This window comes from Burkholderia sp. Ax-1720, from assembly GCF_011753035.1.
Classification (GTDB): Bacteria; Pseudomonadota; Gammaproteobacteria; order Burkholderiales; family Burkholderiaceae; genus Burkholderia; species Burkholderia gladioli.
This window is the reverse complement of record NZ_VWWK01000377.1, coordinates 1-2,047: the sequence shown is the minus strand read 5'-3', so window position 1 is coordinate 2,047 and position 2,047 is coordinate 1. Positions and strand designations below refer to the sequence as shown.

The 2,047-nt window shown below is 70.9% G+C and carries 3 protein-coding genes; 1 reads left to right on the top strand and 2 read right to left on the bottom strand.

Going from position 1 to position 2,047, the window contains the following annotated elements:
• Both F3J18_RS36875 and F3J18_RS36870 read right to left on the bottom strand, forming a co-directional pair.
• A partial coding sequence (locus tag F3J18_RS36875) for a rhodanese-like domain-containing protein (RefSeq protein ID WP_275691847.1) occupies positions 1 to 826 on the bottom strand: 826 nt, incomplete at its 3' end.
• Positions 827 to 880: 54 nt separating this feature from the next.
• A complete protein-coding gene (locus F3J18_RS36870; RefSeq protein WP_166917082.1) occupies positions 881 to 1,495 on the bottom strand; it encodes a cysteine dioxygenase in 615 nt (204 codons plus the stop codon).
• Positions 1,496 to 1,557: 62 nt separating this feature from the next.
• On the opposite strand from F3J18_RS36870, the gene F3J18_RS36865 reads away from it, so the two are divergent.
• Positions 1,558 to 2,047, top strand: a 490-nt coding sequence (locus F3J18_RS36865; RefSeq protein WP_166917073.1) for a LysR family transcriptional regulator, incomplete at its 3' end; no start/stop codon positions are given.

The window sequence follows — 2,047 nt, the reverse complement described above, 5'->3', positions numbered from 1 at the left end:
TCGCGGCCACCTCGCGGGCGCTGCGGCGGGCAGCCTCGCGATGCGCGTCCGAGATGGCATCGGGGAAGCGTTTCGCCGCGCCATGGTCGAGCGTCTGCCCGGCCAGCAGCCAGCCGATGGTGCCGTTGCGCAGCGCCGCCACCGGGTTCGGCAGCCCCGCGTTGACCAGCGACTGGGTGCCGATGATGCTGCGCGTGCGCCCCGCGCAATTGACGATCACGCGCGTGGCCGGATCGGGCGCGAGCTCGCGCACGCGCAGCACCAGCTCGGCGCCGGGCACGCTGGTCGCGGTCGGGATGCTCATGGTCTGGTATTCGTCGAAGCGGCGCGCGTCGACGATCACCACGTCGGCGCGCGCGTCGATCAGCGCCTGCACCTCGGGCGCCGACAGCGAGGGCGTGTGGCGCTCGGCCTCGACATACTCGCCGAAGGACTTGCTCGGCACGTTGACGTCGATGAACAGCTCGCCGCCGGCCGCGCGCCAGGCGTCCAGGCCGCCGTCGAGCAGATGCACGCGCGTGTAGCCGAGCGCGGCCAGCACGCGCGCGCCGCGCGGCGCGAGATCCTCGCCCAGCGCCTCGCCGTACAGCACGATCGTGGTGTCGCGGCGCGGGATGCGCGTCCAGGCCTCGAGCTCGAGCTTGGACAGCGAGAGGTTGGCGGCCCACAGCGGATGGCCGTGCGCGTAAGGGTCCTCCTCGCGCAGGTCGACCAGGGCGATCTCCTCGCGCGCGAGCAGCGCGGCGCGCACCTCGGCGACGGACAGGCGGGGAAACTCGACGGGAACGGCGGAGGAATCGACGGAAGAAGCAGGCACGGTGTTCATCGACAAGAAGAAAGGGAAAGGAACGATGGAATCGGAATCCGGATGACGCCCGGCTCAGTGGCTCACGGCCTGCGCCGGCAGCGTGTAGCCGGAAATGAACAGCTTGCGCGTGCCGTCCTCGCGATAGACCGAGCGCTCGACCGCGCCGATGTCGGCACCATACACGTGGATGCTGATCGAGTCGCGATCCGCGTAGACGTTGCTGACGCGATGGATGTCGCCGAGCGCGGGCGAGACCGCCTCGACCTGCCCCGGCGCGAGCCGCACCGGCTCGCCCTCGGGCAGCGGCCGGCCATCGGCGGCCAGCGCATAGGGCTGCGAATCCTCCGCGCCGCGCAGCATGCCGATCAAGCCCCAGACGGTGTGATCGTGGATCGGCGTGGTCTGCCCCGGGCCCCACACGAAGCTGACCACCGAGAAGCGCGCGCCGGGGTCGCGATGCAGCAGGAACTGCTGGTAGCGCTCCGGATCGGGCTGGGCGAAGTTGCCGGGCAGCCAGTCGTCGCGGGCCACCAGGTCGGCCAGCAGCGCGCCGCCGTCACGGACCACGCGCGCCTCGTCGGGCCGCGTGTCGATCAGCCGCGAGAACGCGGCGATGAACTCGGCCAGCGGGGGCGCGGCACGCTGCGCGTCTTCCGCGAGCGACTGATGCAAGGAAAACGAACTCATCGGGGACCTCTTGGAATATGATTCGGGCTTATAACCCTGATCGGATTGCATGCAAAAGTAACATGAAAATCGGCGATATCGATGCATTCGCGGCCGTGATCCGCTGCCAGTCCCTGAGCCAGGCCGCGCACGAGCTCGGCATCACGCAGCCGGCCATCACGCGGCGCGTGCAGAACCTCGAGGAAGCGCTCGGCGTCGAGCTGCTCGACCGCAACACCAAGCCGCCGCGCCCCACCGACCTCGGCCGCCGCGTGCACGACCAATGCCGCGCGGTGCTGCGCGAGGTGGAGGCGCTGCGCGAGATGGTGCGCGCCACCCAGCCGCCGGCCGGCGCGTTCCGGCTCGGCATCACGCACGGCATCGGCGAGCTGATGCTGCCTGAACTGATCGCGATGCTGCGCGAGCGCTGGCCTTCGGTAGCGCCGCGCGTCGAGGCCGGCTGGGCCGGCGCGCTGCTCGACAAGCTCTCGCTGGGCGAGCTCGATGCCGCGCTGGTGTTCGTGGCGCGCGACACCGCGCTGCCGCCGCACGTGACGGGCGAGCGCCTAGACC

Excerpts from the sequence above, each read along its gene's own strand:
- F3J18_RS36870 (WP_166917082.1), bottom strand. The coding sequence starts at position 1,495 with ATGAGTTCGTTTTCCTTGCATCAGTCGCTCGCGGAAGACGCGCAGCGT.